This window comes from Salipiger marinus (assembly GCF_900100085.1).
Lineage (GTDB): Bacteria > Pseudomonadota > Alphaproteobacteria > Rhodobacterales > Rhodobacteraceae > Salipiger > Salipiger marinus.
The window spans coordinates 38,938-56,532 of the sequence record NZ_FNEJ01000011.1 but is presented as its reverse complement, the minus strand read 5'-3'; the positions used below and the strand labels follow the sequence as shown (position 1 = coordinate 56,532).

Genomic DNA, 17,595 nt, shown 5'->3' with positions numbered 1-17,595 from the left:
GTGCCATGACCGAACGCTTCACCGGATCCTTCACCCAGCAGGAGCCCATCCCCGAACAGGGGATCGCGGCGGCGCTGGACGTGCTGCGCCACGGGCGCCTGCACCGTTACAACACCGCCCCCGACGAGACCGCCGAGACGGCCCTGCTGGAGCAGGAGTTCGCCGCCTTCACCGGCGCGCGCTATGCGCTGGCCGTGGCCTCTGGCGGCTATGCCTTGGGATGTGCGCTGCGTGCGCTTGGCGTGGGGCCGGGGGATGCGGTGCTGACCAATGCCTTCACCCTGGCACCGGTGCCGGGGGCGATTGCCGCCGTCGGCGCGCGCCCCGTCTATGTGGGCGTGACCGAAGCGCTGGTGATCGACCTTGACGATCTTGCGGCAAAGCTCGATCAGGCGCGGGTGCTGATGCTCAGCCATATGCGCGGCCATATCTGCGACATGGACCGGCTCATGGCGCTGTGCGATGCGGCGGGCGTGCGCGTGATCGAGGATTGCGCCCATACCATGGGGGCCAGCTGGAACGGCACCGCCTCGGGGCGGCACGGCATCCTCGGCTGCTATTCCACCCAGACCTACAAGCACATGAACAGCGGCGAGGGCGGGCTGCTGGTCACCGACGATGCCGAGCTTGCGGCGCGGGCGGTGATGCTGTCGGGCAGCTACATGCTTTACGACCGGCACCTTGCCGCCCCGCCGCCCGAAACCTTTGCCGAGCTGAAATACCTCACCCCCAATGTCTCGGGCCGGATGGACAACCTGCGCGCGGCGATCCTGCGCCCGCAGCTGGCAGCACTGCCCGACCAGATCGCGCGCTGGAATGACCGCTACCGCGTGGTGGACCAGGGGCTGCGCGACACGCCGGGGCTGCGGCTGATCGACCGGCCCGCCGCCGAAACCTATGTGGGCTCGTCCTTTCAGGCGCTGGTGCTGGACTGGCCTGCGCCCAAGGTGCAGGCGCTGCTGGCGCGCTGCGCCGCGCGCGGGGTCGAGCTGAAATGGTTCGGGGCTGCGGAACCGGTGGCCTTCACCTCGCGTTATGACAGCTGGCGCTATGCCCCCGCCGATCCCATGCCCGCCACCGACCGCATCCTTGCCGCCATCCTCGACATGCGGCTGCCGCTGACCTTCAGCCTTGACGACTGCGCGCAGATCGCCCGCATCCTGCGGGCCGAGATTTCCGCCGTTCACCAGCAGGGCTAGACGGCGGGACCGGGGCGGGCGCCCCCTTACCGACCAAACGCGGAGGACCGCCGCATGACCGATTTTGACACCATTCCCGAAACCGCCCTTGCGTGGCACCGCGCGGGCCGCCGCGCAGCGCTGGCCACGGTGACGCAGACATGGGGATCGGCGCCGCGCCGGGTCGGCGCGCAGCTGGCCATCGCGGGCGACGGTGCGATCGAAGGCTCGGTCTCCGGCGGCTGCGTCGAAGGCGCGGTGATCGTCGAGGCGCTGGAGGCGCTGGAGGCGGGCGTGGCGCGCGAACTGGAATTCGGCGTCTCCGATCAGGATGCCTTTGCCGTGGGTCTGGCCTGCGGCGGCACCATCCGCGTGCTGGTCGAGCCGGTGGGCAGCGCCCTGCCGGAGCCGCTGCTGGCCGAACTCTGCGCCGCCCGCGCCGCGCGGCAGGCGGTGGCCTATGTCGCCGATCTGGACAGCGGCGCGCGGCGGCTGGACCACAGCGGCCACGAGACGCGCTTCCGCATGGACCGCTCGGGCTTCGAGGAGGAGAGCCGCACCTTTGTGGCCATCCACAACCCGCCGCTGCGGCTTCTGGTGGTGGGGGCGGTGCATATCGCGCAGGCGCTGGTGCCCATGGCGCGGATCGCGGGCTATGACCCGGTGCTGATCGACCCGCGCGCGGCCTTCGGCTCCTCTGCGCGCTTCCCCGGCGAGACCATTCTTGACGACTGGCCGGACGAGGCGCTGGCCAAGCTGGGGCTGGATGCGCGCACGGCGCTGGTGCTGCTGACCCATGACCCCAAGCTGGACGATCCGGCGCTGGAAGCCGCCCTGCGCAGCGAGGTGTTCTATATCGGCGCGTTGGGGTCGACCCGCACCCATGCCAAGCGCGTGGCCCGGCTTACGGCAGAAGGCTTCACCGAGGCCGAGATCGCCCGCATCCACGCGCCCGTCGGGCTCGATATCGGCGCCGCCAGCCCCGCCGAAATCGCGGTGTCGGTGCTGGCGCAGATGGTGCGGGTGCTGAGGCAGGGCGCATGAGGTTCGGCCCCGTCGCGCTGGCCGAGGCCCGCGGCGCGCTGCTGGCCCATTCGGTCGAGCTGCCCGGCGGCAGCCGCCTGCGCAAGGGCCGCCTGCTGGAGCCCGCCGATCTGGAGGCGCTGGCGCAGGCGGGCCTGACCGAGGTGATCGCCGCCCGGCTTGACGCAGACGATGTGCCCGAGGACGCGGCGGCACTGCGGCTGGCCGAGGCGCTGCTGCCCGATCCCGAAGCCGCCGGGCTGCGGCTGGGGCCCGCCGCCACGGGGCGCGTCAACCTGCACGCCACCGGGCCGGGGCTGCTGGGGGTCGATGCCGCGCGCATCGACGCCGTCAATGCCGTGCATCCGATGATCACCGTGGCCACGCTGCGCCCGTTCCAGCGCATGGCCGACCGCGCCATGGCCGCCACGGTCAAGATCATCTCCTATGCCGTGCCGCAGGCCGCGCTGGCGCAGGCCTGCGCCGCAGCGGGTCAGGGGGCGCTGCGGCGCCATCCGCCCCGGCTGCGCCATGCCACGCTGATCGAAACCAGCGTCGGCACGGATCCGGGCGAAAAGGGCCGCCGCGCCACCAGGACCCGGCTTGACCGCTTCGGCACCACGCTGGCGCCGCGCTGCCTCGTGCCGCATCGCGTGACCCCGCTTGCCGAGGCGCTGCGCGCGGCCAGCGGTGACCTGCTGCTGATCCTCACCGGCTCTGCCACCTCTGACGCGCAGGATGTCGCCCCCGAGGCGCTGCGCGCGGCGGGGGGCGAGCTGCAGCATTTCGGCATGCCGGTTGATCCGGGCAACCTGCTGTTCATCGGCGCGCTGCAGGGCCGCCCGGTGATCGGCCTGCCGGGCTGCGCGCGTTCGCCCGCGCTCAACGGTGCCGACTGGGTGCTGGACCGGCTGCTCTGCGGGCTGCCGGTCAGCGGGCGCGACATCATGGGGCTGGGCGTGGGCGGGCTGCTCAAGGAACCGCCCTCGCGCCCGCGTCCGCGCGAAGGCTGACCCCTTCTTCTTGGCAAAAGTATCCCGGGGGCCGGGGGGCAGCGCCCCCCGCTGCCGGCAGGGCCGGCAGGCCGCGCACGTCACCGCAGACAAGAAAAACCCGCCGACAAAGGCGGCGGGTCCGGGTCGATGTCGGCAGGGCCAATGATCTTACTTGAGCACGGGTCCGATCATCATGACCATCTGGCGGCCTTCCATCTTGGGCATGTTTTCGACCTTGCCCAGTTCCTTGACGTCATCCGCCACGCGTTCCAGCAGTTCCCGGCCAAGGTTCTGGTGCGCCATTTCGCGGCCACGGAACCGCAGGGTGACCTTCACCTTGTCGCCATTCTCGAGGAACTTCATCACGTTCCGCATCTTGACTTCGTAGTCATGCGTGTCCGTACCCGGACGGAACTTGATTTCCTTGACCTCGATGATCTTCTGCTTCTTCCGGGCTTCGCTCTCGCGCTTCTGCTGTTCATACTTGAACTTGCCGAAGTCCATGATCTTGCAGACCGGAGGCGTTGCGTTCGGAGAGATTTCCACCAGATCAAGTCCGGCCTGTTCAGCCAGCTCCATGGCGCGCAGCGGCGGCAACACGCCAAGGTTTTCGCCTTCGGCGCCGATCAGGCGGATTTCAGGAGCCCGGATACGTTCGTTGACGCGGGGGCCGGTATCGCGCGTGGGGGGCGCATTGTGAGGTCTGCGGGCTATGGTATTCGTCCTTTGTGTCTGTGGTCGCAGGGGCGCAAGGTAATCTTCGCACCGGCGTCTTTCAAGCGGCAATTGGGCAAACTGCCGCCCAAACTGCCCCAAGCGCGCCACGCTCCCCCTTGTCCTGACGATGCTGCATCCGCACATGCAAGGCGGAGGGGCCGGATCCGCCGTGGCGCAGCGCCGCCGGGTCCGAAGGTCCGCCATGACAGAGCAGGAGACAGGAACCATGAACAAGGCGATTCTTGCGGTGGGGGGGCTGGCAGCCGTGGCGCTGGTGGTGCTGGTGCTGCGTCCCGACGAGACACCCGCGCCGCAGAGCCCGGCGACACCGCCCGCCCTGACCGAAACCGCGCCCGCCCCGGCGGATCCCGCGCCTGATGCGGCAGAGCTGCCGGACACCCCGGAGAGCCCCGCCAATGAGGCGGCAGAGCGGGCAGAGACGGCGGCAGAGACGGCGCGCCGCGCGGCGGAAGAGGCGCGCGAGGGGCTGGACCGCGCGCTGGATCAGGCGGGTGAGACGGCAGGTGCCGCAGGCGTGGCGCTGACCGAAGCCGCGCGCGAGGCGGCGGATACCGCCTCCCGCGCGGCCGATGTCGCGACAGAGATGGCGCGCGACGCCGCAGACCGCGCCCGTGCAGGCGCCGGAGAGGCGGCAGAGGGCGCCGCAGGCATGGCAGGCGAGGCGGCAGAGACCGCGGACAGCGCCGCCGACCGGGCGCTTCAGGCGGCGCGGGATGCGGGCTCTGCGCTGTCGCAGTCGCTGCAGGAGACGCCGCGCCCCGATCTGCCCGATGCGGCGGAACTGCGCGAACTGCTGACCGTCGACGGCTTCGACTATGACCGGGTGGTGGACTATGTCGAACAGTCCGACCTGAACGCTACGGTCAAGGTCACCACGCTGGCCACGCTGGAACGGGTGCGCAATTCCCCCGAACTGCTGCGCCAGACGCTGGAGCGGCTGCGCGACGAACTGGCGCTGTAAGCCAGCGGACAGACGGACGCCGCGCGACACCTCGCGCGGCGTTTCTTTTTCGGGAGTTGCGTGGCGTCAGTCCAGAAACGCCTTTTCCACCACATACTGCTTGGGGTCGGAATTGGCGCCCTCTTCCAGACCGTAGCTTTCCAGCATCTCTTTCAGTTCCAGATTGAACGCCAGATTGCCGCAGATCATCGCGCGGTCGGTCGCAGGGACCAGCGGGCCGGTGCCCAGATCCGCAAACGCCTCGCCCGTGCGCATCAGATCGGTGATGCGGCCCATCTTCGGGCTCTGTTCGCGGGTGGTGGTGGGGTAATACTTGATCTTTTTCCAGAAACCCTCGCCGATCACCTCGGCCAGCAGTTCGTCGCTTTTCAGCCCCTCGATCAGTTCGGCGCCATAGGCCAGCTCGCCCACTTCGCGGCAGGTATGGGTGATGATGATCTCGTCGTAATCCTCGTAAGTCTGCGGCTCGCGCAGCAGGCTCGCAAAGGGGGCAAAGCCGGTGCCGGTGGCGAAGAACCACAGCCGCTTGCCGGGCAGCAGCGCGTCATGCACCAGCGTGCCCACCGGCTTGGGCCGCAGGATGATCTCGTCGCCGGGCTGGATGTGCTGCAGCCGCGAGGTCAGCGGGCCGTCCTGCACCTTGATCGAGTAGAATTCCAGCTCCTCGTCCCAGGACGGCGAGGCGATGGAATAGGCGCGCAGCAGCGGCTTCTGCTTGCCGGTCTTGGGGTCGGGATCGCCCATCAGGCCGATCATCACGAATTCACCCGACCGGAACCGCATGGAGGTGGGACGGGTCATGCGGAAGGAAAACAGCCGGTCCGTCCAGTGCCGGACGGAGGTGACGGTCTGGGCATCCGGCAGCACCATCTTTTTCGGCGCGTCGGTCTTTACGGCGGTGGCGTTGGTCACGGGGGTCATCTCTGTCATGTCTGTCCTGCCGGCGGGATAAACCGACACCTCTGATTTAGCTTTGATGCAGATCAGGCGAAAGGGGATCAGCCGCGCAGGCGGGCCTGATAGTCATGGGCCCGCCAGTCGGCGCGGAATTCCCAGTCGGCTTCAGGCTGGCGGGCGGCAAGCTCGTCGCTGATCTCTACCTCGTCAAAGCCCGCGCGTCGAGCCATGGCATACTGGTCGGAAATCACATGACCGGCAGCCCGCAGCCGCCCGCGATAGCCGCGCAGGCGCAAAAGCCGCGCCAGCGTGAAGCCCCGCCCGTCAGAGAAGGACGGGAAGGCCACGCGGATCATCTCGGTGCCCTCGGGCACCTCCAGCGTGGCGGGGTCGGTGTCGGAGGGCAGATCCAGCACGCCCTCGGCCTCGAAACCGCGGGTCCATGTTTCGGGCCCGAATCCTGCGTCGGTCACGATGACGGTCATTGGCCTTCTCCCATCTTCACTGCGCGGCCATTCACGAAATGGATGCCGCATTCGTCCTTGTCCTTGCCGCGCCAGCGTCCGGCGCGCGGATCCTCGCCCGGGGCCACCTTGCTGGTGCAGGGCGCGCAGCCGATCGACGGATAGCCCTGCGCCACCAGCGGATGCCGGGGCAGGCGGTTTTCGTCCATATAGGCGGCGATGTCCTCGGGCGCCCAATGCGCCATCGGGTTCACCTTGATCCGGCCCGTGGTCTCTTCGAGTTCAAAGAAATCCAGCGCCGCGCGGGTGCGCGACTGGAACCGCTTGCGGCCGGTGATCCAGCCGTCGAACCCGTCCAGCGCCTGTTCCAGCGGCAGCGTCTTGCGCAGCGCGCAGCAGGCATCGGTGTCGGAAAAGCGCAGCGCGCCGTAAGGGTCGCGCGCCTGCATGGCGGCGTCATCGGTGCGCAGCACGCGCACGTCCGACAGCCGCAGCCGCTCCGCCACCTCCTGCTGATAGGCCAGCGTTTCGGCAAAAAGCAGCCGCGTGTCGATGAACAGCACCGGCGTGCTGCGGTCGACCATCGCCACCAGATGCAGCAGCGCCACGGATTCCGCGCCAAAGGACGACACCATCGCGATGCTCCCGGCCTCGGGGTCGCTGAGCGCGCCCTGCAGCACCGCCGTGGCGCCGTGATGGCGATAGCGCGCGTTCAGCGCCGCCACCCGCGCCCGGCGGTCCGCCAGAAGCTCGGGGCCCGGGGCAGGGGTGCTGCCATGGGGCGTGTCTGGAGCCAGATGCAGAGTCATCGCCTCAGGCCGCCTCTGACTGTGCGTCGGCGGTGTCGTAAAGGGCGGCCTTGAACGGCGCCATGCCAAGACGGCGATAGGCCTGCAGGAAAGTCTCCTCGGGGCTTTCGCGCTGCTCCAGATAGGCGCCGACGATGCGTTCGATCGCGGGCACGATGTCTTCGTAGGAAAAGCCGGGGCCGGTGCGGTCGCCAAGCGCCGCATCCTGCGTGGCATCGCCCCCCAGCGTGATCTGGTAGGTTTCCACCCCGCCGCGATCCAGACCGAGAATGCCGATATGGCCGACATGGTGGTGGCCGCAGGCATTGATGCAGCCCGAGATCTTGATCTTCAGCTCGCCGATATCGGCCTCGGTCTTCAGCTCGTCAAAGCGGGTGGCGATCTTCTGCGCGATGGGGATCGACCGGGCCGTGGCCAGCGCGCAGTAATCCATGCCGGGGCAGGCGATGATGTCGGAGATACGCCCGATATTGGCGGTGGCAAGCCCATGCGCCTTGAGGATCTTGTGCATCTTCGGCAGGTCGGACCTGTGGACATGCGGCAGCACCACGTTCTGTTCGTGGCTGATGCGCAGCTCGTCATGGCCGAAGCGTTCGGCAAGATCGGCAAGCACGCGCATCTGTTCGGCGCTGGCATCGCCCGGGGTTTCGCCATGCGCCTTGAGCGAGATCTGCGCGATGGCATAGCCCGGCACCTTGTGCGCGGTCAGGTTGGTATCGGCCCAGGCGCGGAACACCGGATCGGTGGCATAGGCCGCGTCATAGACGTCATCCGGCGCATTGCGGAAGGCGGGCGGGGCGAACTGTGCGCGGATATGGTCAAAGATCTCCAGATCGGCGCCGTTGAAGGCGGCGCGGGTCTCAACGAAGCGGTCCTCGACCAGACGACGGATTTCGTCGATGCCATGCTCGTGCACGGTGATCTTGATGCGCGCCTTGTATTTGTTGTCGCGCCGTCCCAGCAGGTTCCAGACCGACACCACGGCTTCGACATAGGGCAGCAGGTCGGCCTGCGGCACGAAGGCGGCGATTTCCTTGCCGATCATCGGCGTGCGGCCCAGACCGCCGCCCACGAGGATGCGATAGCCGATCTCGTCGCCGCGCCGCACCACTTCGATGCCGATGTCATGCGCCTTGATCACGGCGCGGTCATTGGGCGCGCCGGTGACGGCGATCTTGAACTTGCGCGGCAGGAACTGGAATTCCGGATGGTCGGTGGACCACTGCCGCAGCAGCTCGGCCACCGGGCGCGGATCGGCCACCTCGTCGGCGGCGGCCCCGGCGAAATGGTCGGCGGTCACGTTGCGGATGGTGTTGCCGCTGGTCTGGATCGCGTGCAAGCCCACTTCGGCCAGCGCATCCAGCATGTCCGGCACATCGGTCAGCTTCGGCCAGTTATACTGGATGTTCTGCCGCGTGGTGAAATGGCCATAGCCCTTGTCCCATTTCTCGGCGAGCAGGGCGAGCTGGCGCATCTGCGCCGAGGACAGCGTCCCATAGGGGATGGCCACGCGCAGCATGTAGGCGTGCAGCTGCAGATAAAGCCCGTTCATCAGGCGCAGCGGCTTGAACTCGTCTTCGGTCAGCGCGCCCGAGATGCGGCGTTCCACCTGCGCGCGGAACTGGCGGTTGCGCTCGGCAAGGAACGCGGTGTCAAAGTCGGTGTAGCGATACATGCGGAGTCTCCTGCGGCTGGCTGGCGGGTCGGCGGGCGGACGGGTGAGGGGATGCCTAGCGGCTGGCCTGCTTGCCGTGGTAATAGTTGGAGGGGCCGCGGCGGCGGAAATCCTCGCGGAAATGCGTGGGCTGCGGACCTGTCGTCCCGGGCGCCACATCGGCCAGATAGACGCCGACCGCCTCATGGGCGCGGGCGCTGGCCTCCAGCAGACGCACCTGCGCCACCGCCTCGTCGGTCAGGATTTCGGCCTGCGCCAGATCCCGCACCCAGGCATCGTCGGCGGCGAGGTATACGACGTCTCCCTCGATCAGCGCATTGGCGGTCACGACCTTGGGGGCAAAAGGCTTGGGCATCGGGGACGCTCCTGATCTGGTGGCGTTGTTCTCCTCTATATAGAATTTTGTCCTTGCCGCAGGCCAGTAGCTGATGGATATAAGGACATTCGTTTGCAGCACCGGCGCCTCTGCGGTCAGGTGTTCCGCGACGATGCAGAAGAAGGAACAGTCATGCAATTCGATGCCATGGACCGGAAAATCCTTCTGGAACTGCAGCAGGATGCGGGCCGTTCGCTGGACGAGATCGCCCGTGCGGTGGGGTCGTCCAAGACCCCGGTCTGGACCCGGATCCGCAAGCTGCGCGAGGCCGGGGTGATCGGGCCGCAGGTGGTGATCGCCGATCCCGAAAAGCTGGGCTTCGAGGCCTGTTTCTTCGTGCTGATCCGCACCTCCGAACACGAGGCCGACTGGCAGCGCCGCTTTCTGTCGGCCCTGCGCGACCGCCCCGAGGTGATGGAGGCGCATCGCCTTGCCGGCGAAATCGACTATATCTTGAAGGTGCGGGTGAAGAATGCCCGCGCCTATGACGTGTTCTATCAGGCGCTGATCTCCGAGGTGAAGGTGCATAACGTCACGGCGCTGCTGTCCATGGAAGAGATCAAGAACACCACCGCGCTGCCGCTCTGAGGATCAGACCATGACCGAGATCGCAAAACCGCAGGTCAGCATCAGCTATTGCACCGGCTGCAACTGGCTGCTGCGCGCAGGCTGGATGGCGCAGGAACTGCTGTCGACCTTTGGCGAGGATCTGGGTGGGGTCACGCTGATCCCCGGCCATGGCGGCATCTACGAGGTGCGCGTCGACGGCCATCTGCTGTGGGAGCGCAAGCGCGATGGCGGCTTTCCCGAGGCCCGGGTGCTGAAACAGCGGCTGCGCGACGCCATCGCGCCTGACCGCGATCTGGGTCATCTGGACCGCAGCTGAACTCTTTGCCCGCTCGCGGCGTTGATCCTTTGGAAGGCCCCGCGCAGGCGGGCGCCGCGACGTGACAGAAGGAGAGACCCGATGATCCGCAAGCGTGGTTCCGCAAACTGGCAAGGTGGCCTCAAGGACGGCACGGGCACCGTGTCGACCCAGTCCGGCGTGCTGGACAAGGCCAATTACGGCTTCAACAAACGTTTTGGCGACGAGCCGGGCACCAATCCCGAAGAGCTGATCGGCGCCGCCCATGCCAGCTGTTTTTCCATGGCTCTCAGCAAGATACTGGGCGAACATGATCTTGTGGCTGAAGACATCAGCACCGAGGCGACCGTGACGCTGGAAGAAAAGGATGGCGGGTTCGCCGTAACCAAGAGCCACCTGAAGCTGGTGGCGCGCATCCCCGGCGCCTCGCAGGAGGTGTTCGACAAGGTCACCGCGATGGCCAAGGATGGCTGCCCGATCTCCAAGCTGCTGAATGCCGAGATCACGCTGGAGGCGACGCTCGCCTGAGGCGCGGCTCGGCCTAGGGCGCCCTGCGCCCTGACCCTGCACACCCGACAGCAGAACGGCGCGCCCTTGCGGGTGCGCCGTTTTTTAATGATCGTTTGGGGGCGCGGGAGGCGCCGGGATCAGCCGGTGCGGCGTTCGTCAAAGCTCAGTGCGATGAACTCGGGCATGTGATCGCCCATGCCCACCACCACCGAGTCGCGGTCCGACCGGCGGTCGCCGCCACGGCTGCGGTTTGCGGACCGCTCTTCCCGGGCGGGACGCTCCTCGCGCGCCGGACGCTCTTCCCGTGCAGGACGTTCGTCCCGTGCAGGACGTTCGTCCCGTGCCGGGCGCTCGGCCCGGGCCACCGGCGCTTCGGCCACTTCGGTCTGTTCCACCTGTTCCACCTTTTCCGGCTTGTCGGACTTGCGGCTGCGCGACCGGCTGGGCCGCTTTTCGGTCCGGTCTTCCTCGACCGCGGGTGTGCCCAGATCGATGGGGCAGTCCACCCGCGGGATCTGTTTCTGGATCAGCGCCTCGACCGCGTCGAGGTTTTTCTCATCCTTGGGCACCACGATGGTGAAGGCGCGGCCATCGCGGCCCGCGCGCCCGGTGCGGCCGATGCGGTGGACATAATCCTCCGGATGGCTGGGCACGTCGAAGTTGAACACATGGCTGACCGAAGGCACGTCCAGCCCGCGCGCCGCCACGTCCGACGCGATCAGCAGCCGGATCGACCCGTCGCGGAACCCGTCCAGCGTGCGGGTGCGCTGGCTCTGGTCCAGATCGCCATGGATCGGCTCGGCATTGTAGCCATGCTGCTTCAGCGACTTGGCGACGATGTCCACATCGACCTTGCGGTTGCAGAAGATGATGGCGTTGGAGCAGGCCTCGCCTTCCTTGTCGATCAGCGCCCGCAGCACGGCGCGCTTTTCGCTGGCCTCGCGGTCGCGTCGCGACGGCTTGACCATGACCGCGCCCTGCGTGATCGTTTCCGATGCGCTGGCCTGACGGGCCACCTCGATCCGCGCCGGGGCGGACAGGAAGGTGTTGGTGATCCGCTCGATCTCGGGCGCCATGGTGGCCGAGAAGAACAGCGTCTGACGGGTAAAGGGCGTAAGCGAGAAGATGCGTTCGATATCGGGGATGAACCCCATGTCGAGCATCCGGTCAGCCTCGTCCACCACCATGATCTGCACGCCGGTCAGCAGCAGCTTGCCGCGCTCGAAATGATCGAGCAGGCGGCCCGGCGTCGCGATCAGCACGTCGACCCCCTTGTCGATCAGCTGGTCCTGCTCCTTGAAGCTGACGCCGCCGATCAGCAGCGCCTTGGTCAGCTTCATGTGCTTGGTATAGGTGTCGAAGTTTTCCGCCACCTGCGCCGCCAGTTCGCGGGTCGGGCACAGCACGAGGCTGCGCGGCATGCGCGCCCGGGCGCGGCCCCGGGCAAGCAGGGTGATCATCGGCAGCACGAAACCGGCGGTCTTGCCGGTGCCGGTCTGGGCAATCCCCAGCACGTCGCGGCCTTCCAGCGCGGGCGGAATGGCCCCCGCCTGAATGGGCGTCGGCGTCTGGTATCCCGCATCCTCGATGGCCTGCAGGACTTTGGGATTGAGGTTGAGATCAGAAAATTTGGTCATGAGTGTCCGATTTGGGTGCGGACACTGAAACTCGGCCCGCGCATCTGTGAGGAGGGCCCGGATGGCCCGACAGCCCGCCGGAATGCGGTGCCGTTGCGGGCTTGTAACGGAAACAGGCATGAAACGTCAACTTGAACAGGAATTTGGACACAAATCAGGCCGATTTTTCCGCGAAATGCCCGCCAATCGGCGCCTTCCGGGGCAGATCCGGCCCCCCAACCGCACGCGCGGACCGGTGCCGCGACTCACTTGGCCCTTCTTCTGACCCCAAATATCCCGGGGTCCGGGGCAGCGCCCCGGTCCGCGCGTGCCGCCCGCGCTACCGCTGCCGCCGCGCCATGAAGGCCAGCCGTTCAAACAGATGCACGTCCTGTTCGGTCTTGAGCAGCGCGCCATGCAGCCGTGGCAGCAGGCTGGCGCTGTCGCGGCGCAGATCCTCGGGGCCCAGATCCTCGGCCAGCAGCAGCTTCAGCCAGTCCAGCACCTCCGAGGTGGAGGGTTTCTTCTTCAGCCCCGGCTGTTCGCGCAGCTCGTAGAACTGCGTCAGCGCGGCGCTCAGAAGCGCGGGCTTGATGCCGGGATGGTGCACTTCGATGATGCGGGCCAGCACCTCGGGTTCGGGAAAGCGGATGTAATGGAAGAAGCAGCGGCGCAGGAAGGCGTCGGGCAGTTCCTTTTCGTTGTTCGAGGTGATGATGACGATGGGGCGCTGGCGGGCGCGCACCGTCTCGCCGGTCTCGTAGACATGGAACTCCATCCGGTCGAGTTCCTGCAGCAGGTCATTGGGGAATTCGATATCGGCCTTGTCGACCTCGTCGATCAGCAGCACCACCCGGCCCGGCGCGTCAAAGGCCTGCCACAGCTTGCCGCGGCGGATGTAATGGCCCACGTCGCTGACCCGCGGATCGCCCAGCTGGCTGTCGCGCAGGCGGCTGACCGCATCATATTCATAAAGCCCCTGCTGCGCGCGGGTGGTGGATTTGACGCTCCATTCGATCATCGGCAGATCCAGCGCCCGGGCCACCTGCCGGGCCAGCTCGGTCTTGCCGGTGCCGGGTTCGCCCTTGACCAGCAGCGGCCGTTCCAGCGTGATGGCGGCATTGACCGCCATGGTCAGATCGTCGGTGGCGACATAGCTTTCGGTGCCGTCAAAGCGCATGGGACTCTCCGTTCAGGGTCACCTTCCGGGGATAAGCGCGCGCCGCCCCCACTGCAAGCGGCGGGGCAGGGCGCGCGCCCCGGATTGCCGCAGCTGTCACCCTATCGGGCAGGATCTGCGCCCGCGCGCGCGGCGCTGCCGCGACCCTGCCGGGCAAATCCCCGAAAGCCCGCTTATTCAGTAGTGACAACCCCATGGCCTTGGGGTAGACGCAGCCACGCAAGGGGTGCCGGCACCGCAAGGCGCAGCCTGAGGCTCAGGCCGGCTTTGAAGAGGGAGCAGAAATGAAGCCCGAATCCTTTCTGCCAGACGAATATCGTCCGGCCGAAGACGAGCCTTTCATGAATGACCGGCAGCTGGAATATTTCCGCCGCAAGCTGGTTGCCTGGAAGAACGATATTCTTGCCGAAAGCCGCGACACCATCGAGGCATTGCAGGACAGCACCCGCAACATTCCCGACGTGACCGACCGCGCCAGCGAGGAGACCGACCGTGCCATCGAACTGCGCACGCGGGACCGCCAGCGCAAGCTGGTGTCGAAGATCGACTCGGCGCTGCGCCGGATCGAGAACGGGGAATACGGCTATTGCGAGGTGACGGGCGAGCCCATCAGCCTCAAACGGCTGGACGCGCGCCCCATCGCCACCATGAGCCTTGAGGCACAGGAACGGCACGAACGCCGCGAGAAGGTGCATCGCGACGACTGATCCGCCGCCGCTGCCGGGGCGCGATCCCGGTATCGGCAGGACAAGACGGGCGCCGGGGCGGCAAGCTCCGGCTTTTGCATTAGGTCTCTGGTGAGGGGTCATATGAGGCTCGAAGGCAGGCGCGTTGTGGTGGTGGGCGGCGGCATCGGCGGTCTGGCCGTGGCCTTGGCCTGTCGCCAGCACGGCGCCGAGGTGCTGGTGCTGGAGCAGGCGCAGGCCATCGAGGAGGTTGGCGCCGGGATCCAGATCAGCCCAAACGGCCTGTGCGTGCTGGATGCGCTGGGTCTGGGGCAGGGGCTGCGCGACCGGGCCTGCATCGCCAGCGCCGTCAGCCTGCGCGATCACAGCGGCGGCGCCGAGGTGCTGCGGCTGGATCTGTCCCGTCTCGCCGAAGCGGGCACCTATCATTTTGTCCATCGCGCCGATCTGATCGATCTTCTGGTCGAAGCCGTGCGCGCCTCTGGCGCGCAGATCCGGCTGCTGCAGCGCGTGGTGGCGGTGCGGCCCGGCGCGCCCGCGCAGATCGACCTTGCCAATGGCGACAGATGCGGCGGCGATCTGGTGATCGGCGCCGACGGCCTGCATTCCGCGGTGCGCGGCGCGCTCAACGGGGCGGTGGCGCCGGTCTTTACGCGGCAGGTGGCGTGGCGCGCGGTGGTGCCCAACCTTGCGGGCCATCCGCCAGAGGCGCGGGTGCATATGGGGCCGGGGCGCCATCTGGTCAGCTATCCGCTGCGTGGCGGCGCGCAGGTCAATCTGGTGGCGGTGGAAGAACGCTCTGACTGGGTGGCGGAAAGCTGGTCGCATCTGGATGCGCCCGAACCGATGCGCAGCGCGTTTCAGGACTTCGCCCCCGACGTGCAGGCCCTGCTGGGCGCGGTGGAGCGGCCCGGCCTCTGGGGTCTGTTCCGGCATCCGGTGGCGCGGGTCTGGCAGGGGGAGGGCGTGGCGCTGTTGGGGGATGCCGCGCATCCCACGCTGCCCTTCATGGCGCAGGGCGCCAATATGGCGCTCGAGGATGCATGGGCGCTCGCCGCCTGTCTGGAGCGCGACCCCCAGCCGCAGGCGCTGGCGCGCTACCAGCATCTGCGCCGCGACCGCTGCGCGCGGATCGTGGCCACGGCGGATGGCAATGCGTGGAAATATCACCTGAAAAACCCGCTGATCCGCAGCGCCGCCCATCTGGCCATGGGCGTGCTGGGACGGGTCGCGCCCGCACGGATGCTGGCACAGTTCGACTGGATCTACCGTTACGACGTCACCGCCGAGGCGTGATCCGCCTCAGCGCGCGGCTTCGGTGCCGTAAAGCGGCACGGTGGAAATCGCGAGCTTCGCCGAACCTTCGGTCAGTTCCGCCGCATGGGCCAGATAGATCAGCGTCTGGTTCTTTTCATCGAATATCCGCTTCACCCGCAGCGATTTCAGGATGATGGAGCGCGAGGTGCGGAACACGTCCTCGCCGCCCTCGCTGCGGTCAATGTCGCCGATCACGATGGGCCCGGTCTGGCGGCAGGCGATGGAGGCGTTGGACGGATCCTCGAACCAGTTGCCTTGGCTCAGCCGGTCCAGCAGGCCCCGGTCGAAATAGGCCAGATGGCAGGTCACGCCCTGCACCTCGGGGTCGGCCACGGCTTCGATGATGACATCGTTGCCGACCCAGTCCACGCCCACCTCGCCCATCTGTTCGGCGGCGGTCCAAGTGGGGATCAGGCAAAGCAGCGCAAGGCGGGCGTGGGTCAGCATCTGGCAGGTCTCCGGTCAGCGGTCTGGGGATCAGAACGTGACGTGACCATGCTCGCCCACGTCGGGCGTGTCACCTGTCATGTTGGCCTTGGCGATCTCATACAGGAAGCTGACGCCGCCATCGCCGGACCAGACCTCGGCATCCTTGGGGGTCATGCGGATCAGCTGCACCGCATTGTCGTCGCGCCCGTCCTTGAACCACGCGGCGGCCATCGCGCTCCAGATCTCGTCCAGCTTTGCGGCATCGTCCGAGCGGGTCAGCGTGCCTTCGACCGTGGCGTAAAGATGCGATTTGGCATCGGCCACGTAGAACTGCGCCGGGCCGCTGTCCAGTGCGGCGCGGTCGGCGGCGGATCCCTTGGCGGTGATGAACCAGATCGCGTTCTCGTCCTTGTCGGCATGGGGGGCCATCGGCACCGGGCGTTCGTTCGAAGCCCCCAGCAGCCCCGCCCGCACATCGTCCAGTCGGTGCCAGAAATCAGCCTTGAGGTCTTTGGTCATGGGAGTCTCCTTCGTGTCCATTGTGTCTCCAACGCCGGGAGAGGCACGCCCGTTCCTTTGCTGTTGACGGAGCGCGATTTGCGGCGTTATATATGAACAAGCGTTCATTAATCGTCGGGGAGGACGAGACCATGTTCAGCGCGGCCATGAGCTTTGATCTGGGGGAGGATGTGTCCGCGCTGCGCGACATGGTGCATCGCTGGGCGCAGGAGCGGGTGCGGCCCATGGCCGCCGCCATCGACCGCGACAACGTCTTTCCTGCGGACCTCTGGCCCGAAATGGGCGATCTCGGCCTGCTGGGCATCACCGTGCCCGAAGCCTATGGCGGCGCGGGCATGGGCTATCTGGCGCATGTCGTGGCGGTGGAGGAGATCGCGCGCGCCTCTGCCTCGGTCTCGCTCAGCTACGGCGCGCATTCCAACCTCTGCGTGAACCAGATCAAGCTCAACGGCACAGAGGCGCTGAAACAGCGCTACCTGCCCGGGCTGGTCAGCGGGCGGCAGGTGGGGGCGCTGGCCATGTCCGAAGCGGGCGCGGGATCCGATGTGGTCAGCATGACGCTGCGGGCCGAGAAGAAGAATGACCGCTACGTGCTGAACGGCAGCAAATACTGGATCACCAACGGCCCCGATGCCGATACGCTGGTGGTCTATGCCAAGACCGATCCGGAGGCGGGCAGCCGGGGCATCACCGCCTTTCTGGTGGAAAAGACCATGACGGGGTTCAGCACCTCGCGCCATTTCGACAAGCTGGGGATGCGTGGCTCCAACACCGCCGAACTGGTGTTCGAGAATGTCGAGGTGCCGTTCGACAACGTGCTGGGCGAAGAGGGGCGCGGCGTGCGCGTGCTGATGTCGGGGCTGGATTACGAACGGGTGGTGCTGGCGGGCATCGGCACCGGCATCATGGCGGCCTGTCTGGACGAAATCATGCCCTATATGGTGGAGCGGCGGCAATTCGGCCAGCCGATCGGCAGCTTTCAACTGATGCAGGGCAAGATCGCGGATATGTACACGGCGCTCAATTCCGCCCGGGCCTATGTCTATGAGGTGGCCCGCGCCTGCGACCGGGGCGATGTCACCCGGCAGGATGCGGCGGCCTGCTGTCTTTATGCCAGCGAACAGGCGATGGTGCAGGCGCATCAGGCGGTGCAGGCCATGGGCGGGGCGGGGTTTCTGGCCGATGCCCCGGTGGCGCGGCTGTTCCGCGATGCCAAGCTAATGGAGATCGGCGCGGGCACTTCGGAGATCCGGCGGATGCTGATCGGGCGCGAACTGACCGCGGCGATGGGCTGAGCCATGGCGGGGGCGCTGCGCGACAGACTTGGGGCAGGGCGATGCCGCCCCGCCCCCGCTCT

Annotated in this window: 20 protein-coding genes; 10 read left to right on the top strand and 10 right to left on the bottom strand. The window is 67.3% G+C overall.

What is annotated here, in order from left to right; genetic code table 11:
* The first annotated feature begins 5 nt into the window (after positions 1–5).
* The 3 genes from BLR51_RS13880 to BLR51_RS13870 are packed head-to-tail and all read left to right on the top strand — an operon-like array spanning position 6 to position 3,214.
* Positions 6–1,199: a DegT/DnrJ/EryC1/StrS family aminotransferase gene (locus BLR51_RS13880; RefSeq protein ID WP_089847955.1), complete on the top strand. Its 1,194-nt coding sequence runs from the start codon at positions 6–8 to the stop codon at positions 1,197–1,199.
* A gap of 54 nt (positions 1,200–1,253) precedes the next feature.
* Complete coding sequence (locus BLR51_RS13875; RefSeq protein ID WP_089847953.1) at positions 1,254–2,222, top strand: XdhC family protein; 969 nt, start codon at positions 1,254–1,256, stop codon at positions 2,220–2,222.
* A complete protein-coding gene (locus BLR51_RS13870; protein ID WP_089847950.1) occupies positions 2,219–3,214 on the top strand; it encodes a molybdopterin-binding protein in 996 nt (331 codons plus the stop codon). The genes BLR51_RS13875 and BLR51_RS13870 overlap by 4 nt, the downstream gene beginning before the upstream one ends.
* A gap of 150 nt (positions 3,215–3,364) precedes the next feature.
* Here BLR51_RS13870 and infC read toward each other — a convergent pair whose 3' ends face one another.
* On the bottom strand, positions 3,365–4,021 hold the full coding sequence (infC, locus tag BLR51_RS13865; protein WP_311135837.1) for a translation initiation factor IF-3: 657 nt from the start codon (positions 4,019–4,021) through the stop codon (positions 3,365–3,367).
* A gap of 118 nt (positions 4,022–4,139) precedes the next feature.
* Between infC and BLR51_RS13860 the strand changes: the two genes are divergently transcribed.
* Positions 4,140–4,895 (top strand): hypothetical protein, encoded by a 756-nt coding sequence (locus BLR51_RS13860; RefSeq protein WP_089847948.1) that lies wholly within the window; start codon positions 4,140–4,142, stop codon positions 4,893–4,895.
* A 66-nt stretch (positions 4,896–4,961) separates the two neighbouring features.
* Here the strand turns inward: BLR51_RS13860 and BLR51_RS13855 are convergent, their stop codons facing one another.
* From BLR51_RS13855 to BLR51_RS13835, 5 genes are all read right to left on the bottom strand, one after another.
* The gene (locus BLR51_RS13855; protein WP_089847946.1) at positions 4,962–5,825 is read right to left on the bottom strand and encodes a ferredoxin--NADP reductase; all 864 of its coding nucleotides are present in this window, start codon (positions 5,823–5,825) and stop codon (positions 4,962–4,964) included.
* 68 nt (positions 5,826–5,893) lie between these two features.
* On the bottom strand, positions 5,894–6,277 hold the full coding sequence (locus BLR51_RS13850; protein ID WP_089847944.1) for a DUF934 domain-containing protein: 384 nt from the start codon (positions 6,275–6,277) through the stop codon (positions 5,894–5,896).
* Positions 6,274–7,065 carry a phosphoadenylyl-sulfate reductase gene (locus tag BLR51_RS13845; RefSeq protein ID WP_089847942.1) on the bottom strand — a complete coding sequence of 264 codons (792 nt, stop codon included), beginning with the start codon at positions 7,063–7,065 and terminating at the stop codon, positions 6,274–6,276. The genes BLR51_RS13850 and BLR51_RS13845 overlap by 4 nt, the downstream gene beginning before the upstream one ends.
* Positions 7,066–7,069: 4 nt before the next feature.
* Complete coding sequence (locus BLR51_RS13840; protein ID WP_089847941.1) at positions 7,070–8,740, bottom strand: nitrite/sulfite reductase; 1,671 nt, start codon at positions 8,738–8,740, stop codon at positions 7,070–7,072.
* 55 nt (positions 8,741–8,795) lie between these two features.
* Positions 8,796–9,095 (bottom strand): DUF2849 domain-containing protein, encoded by a 300-nt coding sequence (locus BLR51_RS13835; protein ID WP_089847939.1) that lies wholly within the window; start codon positions 9,093–9,095, stop codon positions 8,796–8,798.
* A 153-nt stretch (positions 9,096–9,248) separates the two neighbouring features.
* On the opposite strand from BLR51_RS13835, the gene BLR51_RS13830 reads away from it, so the two are divergent.
* From BLR51_RS13830 to BLR51_RS13820, 3 genes are all read left to right on the top strand, one after another.
* Positions 9,249–9,704 (top strand): Lrp/AsnC family transcriptional regulator, encoded by a 456-nt coding sequence (locus BLR51_RS13830; protein ID WP_089847937.1) that lies wholly within the window; start codon positions 9,249–9,251, stop codon positions 9,702–9,704.
* Positions 9,705–9,714: 10 nt separating this feature from the next.
* Positions 9,715–10,002 (top strand): Rdx family protein, encoded by a 288-nt coding sequence (locus BLR51_RS13825; protein WP_089847935.1) that lies wholly within the window; start codon positions 9,715–9,717, stop codon positions 10,000–10,002.
* Between the two features lie 81 nt (positions 10,003–10,083).
* On the top strand, positions 10,084–10,509 hold the full coding sequence (locus BLR51_RS13820) for an OsmC family protein (protein WP_089847933.1): 426 nt from the start codon (positions 10,084–10,086) through the stop codon (positions 10,507–10,509).
* Positions 10,510–10,628: 119 nt separating this feature from the next.
* Here the strand turns inward: BLR51_RS13820 and BLR51_RS13815 are convergent, their stop codons facing one another.
* Together BLR51_RS13815 and BLR51_RS13810 are read right to left on the bottom strand one after the other, a co-directional pair.
* Positions 10,629–12,128: a DEAD/DEAH box helicase gene (locus BLR51_RS13815; protein WP_089847931.1), complete on the bottom strand. Its 1,500-nt coding sequence runs from the start codon at positions 12,126–12,128 to the stop codon at positions 10,629–10,631.
* A gap of 319 nt (positions 12,129–12,447) precedes the next feature.
* A complete protein-coding gene (locus tag BLR51_RS13810) occupies positions 12,448–13,287 on the bottom strand; it encodes an AAA family ATPase (protein WP_089847929.1) in 840 nt (279 codons plus the stop codon).
* Positions 13,288–13,571: 284 nt separating this feature from the next.
* Here BLR51_RS13810 and dksA point away from each other — a divergent pair, with 284 nt between their 5' ends.
* Together dksA and BLR51_RS13800 are read left to right on the top strand one after the other, a co-directional pair.
* Positions 13,572–13,994 carry an RNA polymerase-binding protein DksA gene (gene dksA, locus BLR51_RS13805; protein WP_089847927.1) on the top strand — a complete coding sequence of 141 codons (423 nt, stop codon included), beginning with the start codon at positions 13,572–13,574 and terminating at the stop codon, positions 13,992–13,994.
* 102 nt (positions 13,995–14,096) lie between these two features.
* Entirely contained in the window at positions 14,097–15,269 is a 1,173-nt protein-coding gene (locus BLR51_RS13800) for an FAD-dependent monooxygenase (RefSeq protein WP_089847925.1), read from the top strand.
* 6 nt (positions 15,270–15,275) lie between these two features.
* Here BLR51_RS13800 and BLR51_RS13795 read toward each other — a convergent pair whose 3' ends face one another.
* Together BLR51_RS13795 and BLR51_RS13790 are read right to left on the bottom strand one after the other, a co-directional pair.
* Complete coding sequence (locus BLR51_RS13795; RefSeq protein ID WP_089847923.1) at positions 15,276–15,737, bottom strand: CreA family protein; 462 nt, start codon at positions 15,735–15,737, stop codon at positions 15,276–15,278.
* A gap of 30 nt (positions 15,738–15,767) precedes the next feature.
* Positions 15,768–16,238 (bottom strand): pyridoxamine 5'-phosphate oxidase family protein, encoded by a 471-nt coding sequence (locus tag BLR51_RS13790; RefSeq protein WP_089847921.1) that lies wholly within the window; start codon positions 16,236–16,238, stop codon positions 15,768–15,770.
* Positions 16,239–16,369: 131 nt separating this feature from the next.
* On the opposite strand from BLR51_RS13790, the gene BLR51_RS13785 reads away from it, so the two are divergent.
* Positions 16,370–17,533 (top strand): isovaleryl-CoA dehydrogenase, encoded by a 1,164-nt coding sequence (locus BLR51_RS13785; protein ID WP_089847919.1) that lies wholly within the window; start codon positions 16,370–16,372, stop codon positions 17,531–17,533.
* The last annotated feature ends 62 nt before the right edge of the window (positions 17,534–17,595 follow it).